This is a genomic window from Aeromonas sp. Y289-2, from assembly GCF_027705925.1.
Taxonomy (GTDB): domain Bacteria; phylum Pseudomonadota; class Gammaproteobacteria; order Enterobacterales; family Aeromonadaceae; genus Aeromonas; species Aeromonas veronii.
In genome coordinates, this window is the sequence record NZ_JAPDCH010000037.1 from 1 (window position 1) to 5,161 (window position 5,161).

General features: G+C 58.9%; 6 protein-coding genes. 2 read left to right on the forward strand and 4 right to left on the reverse strand.

From position 1 onward, the window contains the following. Positions 1-219: 219 nt before the first annotated feature. The 3 genes from OKC43_RS21500 to mobC all read right to left on the reverse strand — a co-directional run bounded on the left by OKC43_RS21500 (position 220) and on the right by mobC (position 2,369). Positions 220-561, reverse strand: a complete 342-nt coding sequence (locus OKC43_RS21500) for a hypothetical protein (RefSeq protein ID WP_039168756.1) — start codon at positions 559-561, stop codon at positions 220-222. Further along, the gene (locus tag OKC43_RS21505) at positions 562-1,263 is read right to left on the reverse strand and encodes a hypothetical protein (protein ID WP_223938277.1); all 702 of its coding nucleotides are present in this window, start codon (positions 1,261-1,263) and stop codon (positions 562-564) included. 704 nt (positions 1,264-1,967) lie between these two features. Further along, the gene (mobC, locus tag OKC43_RS21515; RefSeq protein ID WP_039168860.1) at positions 1,968-2,369 is read right to left on the reverse strand and encodes a plasmid mobilization relaxosome protein MobC; all 402 of its coding nucleotides are present in this window, start codon (positions 2,367-2,369) and stop codon (positions 1,968-1,970) included. A gap of 211 nt (positions 2,370-2,580) precedes the next feature. On the opposite strand from mobC, the gene OKC43_RS21520 reads away from it, so the two are divergent. Next, positions 2,581-2,862: a hypothetical protein gene (locus tag OKC43_RS21520; protein WP_082020691.1), complete on the forward strand. Its 282-nt coding sequence runs from the start codon at positions 2,581-2,583 to the stop codon at positions 2,860-2,862. Positions 2,863-3,060: 198 nt separating this feature from the next. On the opposite strand, the gene OKC43_RS21525 is transcribed toward OKC43_RS21520, so the two are convergent. After that, positions 3,061-4,005, reverse strand: a complete 945-nt coding sequence (locus OKC43_RS21525) for a replication initiation protein (RefSeq protein ID WP_215270799.1) — start codon at positions 4,003-4,005, stop codon at positions 3,061-3,063. Between the two features lie 586 nt (positions 4,006-4,591). On the opposite strand from OKC43_RS21525, the gene OKC43_RS21530 reads away from it, so the two are divergent. Next, the gene (locus OKC43_RS21530) at positions 4,592-4,783 is read left to right on the forward strand and encodes a type II toxin-antitoxin system RelE/ParE family toxin (protein ID WP_270804116.1); all 192 of its coding nucleotides are present in this window, start codon (positions 4,592-4,594) and stop codon (positions 4,781-4,783) included. The last annotated feature ends 378 nt before the right edge of the window (positions 4,784-5,161 follow it).

A 5,161-nucleotide genomic window follows, 5' to 3' on the forward strand; every position in this document is an offset into this window, starting at 1 on the left:
CACATAGCCAGTCACAATAAATCAATCACTTAGCAGTCTGAATGTCGCATTTGGACGGAAAATCCCTAGAACCCCAATATGCGCCACCGCGTCAGGAGTACCCAACCGACCTGATTTCATACCCGATCTACTTAATTATTGTCACTGTGACGTTATATTACATACTCAACCCGCTACTCTGGCTCTGCTCTTTTCGCAGCACCGCGGCCCTATCGACGATCAACTCTGCGCCTTGTTCAAGCTCTCCAGCGAGCTTTTGACTATGCTCACACTGCTGTTCAATGACCCAAGTGCTGCTCCGGTAGCCCGGTTGGTCTGGTCCAAACTCCGGCCCATGCTGGCTAGCTCGCTCCTGGTACTCTTCTCCAAGGCCACGAAGGCGGTGTGTAAGCTGGCGCAATGCTTCTCGTACTCGCCCAATGTGCTCTGCAACTGCGCCTGCAAGCTCTTCAAAGCGCGCTGTTGCGCGTCGAGCTGCGCCCGCAAGTCCATCGTCTCGTCCTGGTGCCGTTGTTCCATCCGCTCGAATTGAGCTGTCAGCAGCCGCTCTAATTCGGTCATCTACTTCACCCCCACGGCCATCAGGCCCTTGTACGTCCCTTCGTCCATCTTGAACGGTGTATCGATCTGCCTCGCCACGATGTACTGCCCATCTCGGTCGCGCACGAACGTCACCCCTTTGGGCAAGCTGTCTAGGGTCCGTTGGGCTGTGCTGATCTGCTGGTTTAGGCTCTGAAGCTCGGTCAGTTGCCCGGTGATCTCGTTCGCCAGGTACGCTGCCACCCCCCAGGTACTGCCCCCGGCCCCTAGGATCACCGCCATCGATATCAGCAGCGGTTTGAGCCATCCCCGGAACGTCACCAGACTCAGGGCCTCCCCGTCCGTCTTGAGTTGCTCTAGGGCCGTCCTGAGCGGATCGATCGCCTGCTCGATTGCCTTCCCCTGGGCGAGAGTGATCGCGTCGTTTAACCCCTTTTGGATCTGCTCCAAGTCCGTCAAGCTCAAGCATTTGAGCGCGTCCACGGTCGCCTGTTGTTGTTCCAAGGCGCTCTGCTGTGAACCTAACAACGTGGTGATCTGCTCGCTCTGCTGCCGAATAGCGTCCCTGGTTGTACTCAGCTCGGCGCTCACATGCTTTGTCAAACGCTCGCTGAGCTGTGTCAGATTGGCCTCGGTCAACGTGGCCACCTCGGCCAGCTCCTCGGCTTGCCGCTGCGCTAGTCTCTCGCTCAAGCGTGTTTTCAGCTCGCCACCCTTCTCCATACAGCTCTCCTTTGAGCCGGATGCCCTGCGGGTATCCCTCCGGCCTGATCGTGATGTAGTCCTTGCCCTGGCGGGTGATCTCGAATTCGAGCACCTCGCCCAGGTACTCGAGTAATTCGCCCCGGTCGCGGATCAGCCCCTGAGCCACCGCCCCAAGCAGGTGATCCCCTATCTGCCGCTTGATGGCAGTCCTGTCCTGCTGGCCCTTGTAGGCGTCAAAGGAGGGCTGTATCAGCCGTGCCCGGAGCGGGTCGTCTGGTCTGGCCCAGCCCTTGCCGTAGTTCCATTTATCCCGCAGGGCGTCAAAGTCTTTTCTATGTCCGGGCGGGGCAATGTTCAGAGATTTACCCGTGCCCAGGTGAACACGGGGCACCAGGATGTGGACGTGGACACCGCCCCCGGCCTCCCGGTGCTGCACGGCGGTCAGATGCACGTCCTGCCTATCCAGTCCGGCAAAGGACAGCGCCTCGAAGTCGTCCAGCACCGCGCCGATCTCGGCGTCACTGGGGGCCTCTTCCTCCGACCAGGAGATCACCGCACTCCGGTATCGATGCTGAAAATCGAGCGAGTCCGCCACGGCGGCGAACTGCTGCGGATCACCCCGCAACACCGCCACCCCGGCACGTTCCTCGCCCTTGTGGTCGTGACTGTCCAGCAAATAGGTCGCCGCACTGCTGGCCTTACCGGTGCCATGAGCCAGGAACTTAATCATCATGCCCGTCATCCTCCCGGTTCGGCGGAGGCGGAAGCTGCGGCAGTAGTCTCCCGGCGCTCTCCTCGATGCTACGTAGCAACGTCAGCAGCTCCACCAGGTGAACCGAGCTCCCTACCAGGCGGCATTCGTTCACCGCCCTGGCGATCTGGTTGAGGTTCGATCCCAACGCCGCGAGCTGGCGCATTAGCGCAGGATCTGCCAGGTGGCGGGGGTCTCGTTCCCGCCGCGACCGGGCGGGGGATATATGGGTTTGCTGGTCGGCATCCACCTTGGCTCTCAGCCAGTCGGAGAGGGTCAGCCCCTCGTCGCTGGCCCCCTGGCGCCACTTGGCCAGGGTGGCAGGATCGAGGCGAAGGCTGGCCGTTGTTGTCTTTAGCTCTGGCTTTGTCATTGGCTCTCCAAGCGGCGTAGCAGCGTGGGGTTTGAAGGGGCGGAGCCCCTCACCAGCCCCCGGATACATGGAGACCGCGAAGCGGGCGTAATGTAATACGGGGTCGGCTGGCTTAATACCAGTAAAGCAGAAAACGAGGGGGTCGGCAACTTGCAATAAACGTCACCGTGACAGATAATGAATTACCGTAACAGTGACAGGAAAGAGCATCATGAAGGACGCAGCGGATCAGGGAACTGGGGACATGTTCGGCATCAGGCGAGGTCGTGGTAGACCAAAGACAGGGACAGCCAAGACGGGGGCAGAACGGCAGGCTACCTACCGGGCGAAGCAACAGGAAATAAACGTTACCGTGACGTTAAACAGGAATGATCTGAGGGCAGTAAAAACCATTCTGGCCTTCGCTAAGGTCAAGGGGATCACGGAGATGGTGGACGCGGAAACGCTGGAGCGGATAGAGCGGGCGATCTACGCGATCCCGGCAGACGAGTAACCGGGGCCAGAGCAAGATCGCTCCGTGGACAACGGCCCCGCCCACACCCCCCGATAGAGCCGGGGGGCGATGGACGGCCTTCGGTCCGGCCGTTCCCCACCTCGCCAAGGATCCGCTCTAAAAGGATTTTTAAGACTAAAAGGCAAAAGCTCGAGAACGCCCTTTCGGGCGCTGTTATCTGATATAGGCTTGTTTCGATCACGGATGATCACGCTTTAGGTAAACGCTCACCGTACTGGGGGAGATTTGAAGATCGTCCGCTATATCGCGGTTGGTGTACCCCTGAGCCTTAAGCCGCAGAACCTCCGGCAATAGATCGGACTTGTCCTTACCGCTATTGCTCGGCCTTCCCCCTCCCTTGGATACCTTACCGCCCTTAGCCCCTCTCCGCGCTTGGATCTCGGAGGTATGTGTCCGATCAACGTAATCCGCAAACGCGGACGGAGTTAGGTTCCGCCAGACCCAGCGGGCAATGCTCTTGGCCGTAGACTTAATCTCGGACACTGGCAGCGGACCGCCTTGCTCCAAGCCAAACGCATTGGCGCTCTCACAGGCCGCAAGCACGGCATCGGCCCATGCGTCATAGCCGTTGGGCCGCCAAAACCGTCTGACGGCCTTATAGGCCCATTCCCGCACGTTATCGAACACCTCTATGTTACGCCCCAACCCGCTCGCTTCTTTGCGCTTACGGCCACTAAAGGCCGCCAGATCAGCATCTGGGCAAAACTCGGCGAGATAGTCGAGGGTGTAGGGTTCAATGTCGTGCCAGAACGTCATCCAATCGCTGTGGACGGGGTTTTTTGTGACCAGCCCTGCATACCTCAGATCGGCCCCCAATCGTTTCGCTAGAACGTGCTCGATGGCAGCCAGGTAACGCAACGGCCCCAATCTGGCGACACTGGATCGCGCCACGGGCGAGGCCAGCAGGTAACCAAGGTGGTAATTGCCGTTCTCTGGGTTGATCGAGATCCAGTGCGGGGCAGGCAGCCCCCTATCCTGCCACTCGTGGTAGCCATCGCGCTGGGGGTCATGCTGGTGCTTCTTGTCCACGTCGAACACCAGCATGGCGACATGCGGCGGCGGGTTGAACTGGATGTGGCTATAGCCCAGCGCAGTAGCCTGCGGACGAATGAGCAGCCCCATCGATTTGTCGTTGGTGCAGTAGGGGCGGCGCGGAAGCCTGTCTATGAAGAGGTTTTGGGCCGTCTGAGTCAGAGATCACCGCGCTTATTGGCGGTGCAGGGTTGTCTGAGATCGTGCATGTGTTATGCTTTTCCTGTTCTTTGTGAACGGCCCCGAATGCTCTGAGTCTTCCGCCAAGTTGATCAGCAGAGCTTCGGGGTTTGTCTTTTCTGGACAACAAGTTACCGCACCGCTTTCGCTACCGCAACACGTCACGCCCCCTTGCACCCGATAAGGGAGCAGGAACGGATATGGCTGCACCACCCCAAGAGGTCGCATCGAGGAGGTCGATCAGCGGCTTTCCATCGGCCCATAGCCACGGTGAGCCTTGATAGATCGCCAGTTCGTACTCAACCGGGGGGAACTGGCGAATATGGGGTTCTAGGGATTTTCCGTCCAAAAACGACAAAGTGCTCTGGAGGCCACGCCGTCCGCGGCCTCCAGAGGGGTATTACTTTTTTGGCGCTTCACATAGCCAGTCACAATAAATCAATCACTTAGCAGTCTGAATGTCGCATTTGGACGGAAAATCCCTAGAACCCCAGAGGTGCTGGAACGGCCAAGAAATGAGGCCAACCGCCTGCATGGGCTGCCGGATTGCTACAAGGTCAAATTGCGTGGTGCCGGATACCGGTTGGTGTACCAGGTGCAAGATGATCGGGTGGTGGTGTTTGTGGTCGCGGTAGGGAAACGAGAGCGTGAGCAGGTATATCTGGACGCAGGTTCGCGGCTGGAATAGGCGACGTTGCCGAGAGGTGGGGAGTGCGGTAACGTATTGCCCAGAAAAGACAAACCCCGAATCTCTGTGATCAACTTGGCGGAAGATAAACAGAGAGTTCGGGGCTGTGACGAATCACGAGGTAAAGAATACCACATGGATCACATCAAACAACCCTGCACCGCCAATAAGCGCGGTGTCCGATGGTAAAACCAGCGCTTCAAGCCGCTGCTTTCGTCGAACGTCTCCCCCACCGTCCCTACTGCACTGATGATCCGGCGCAGGGGCTCCTTATCCGCCCGCAGGCGACCGCGCTGGCCTATGGGGTTCTAGGGATTTTCCGTCCAAAAACGACAAAGTGCTCTGGAGGCCACGCCGTCCGCGGCCTCCAGAGGGGTA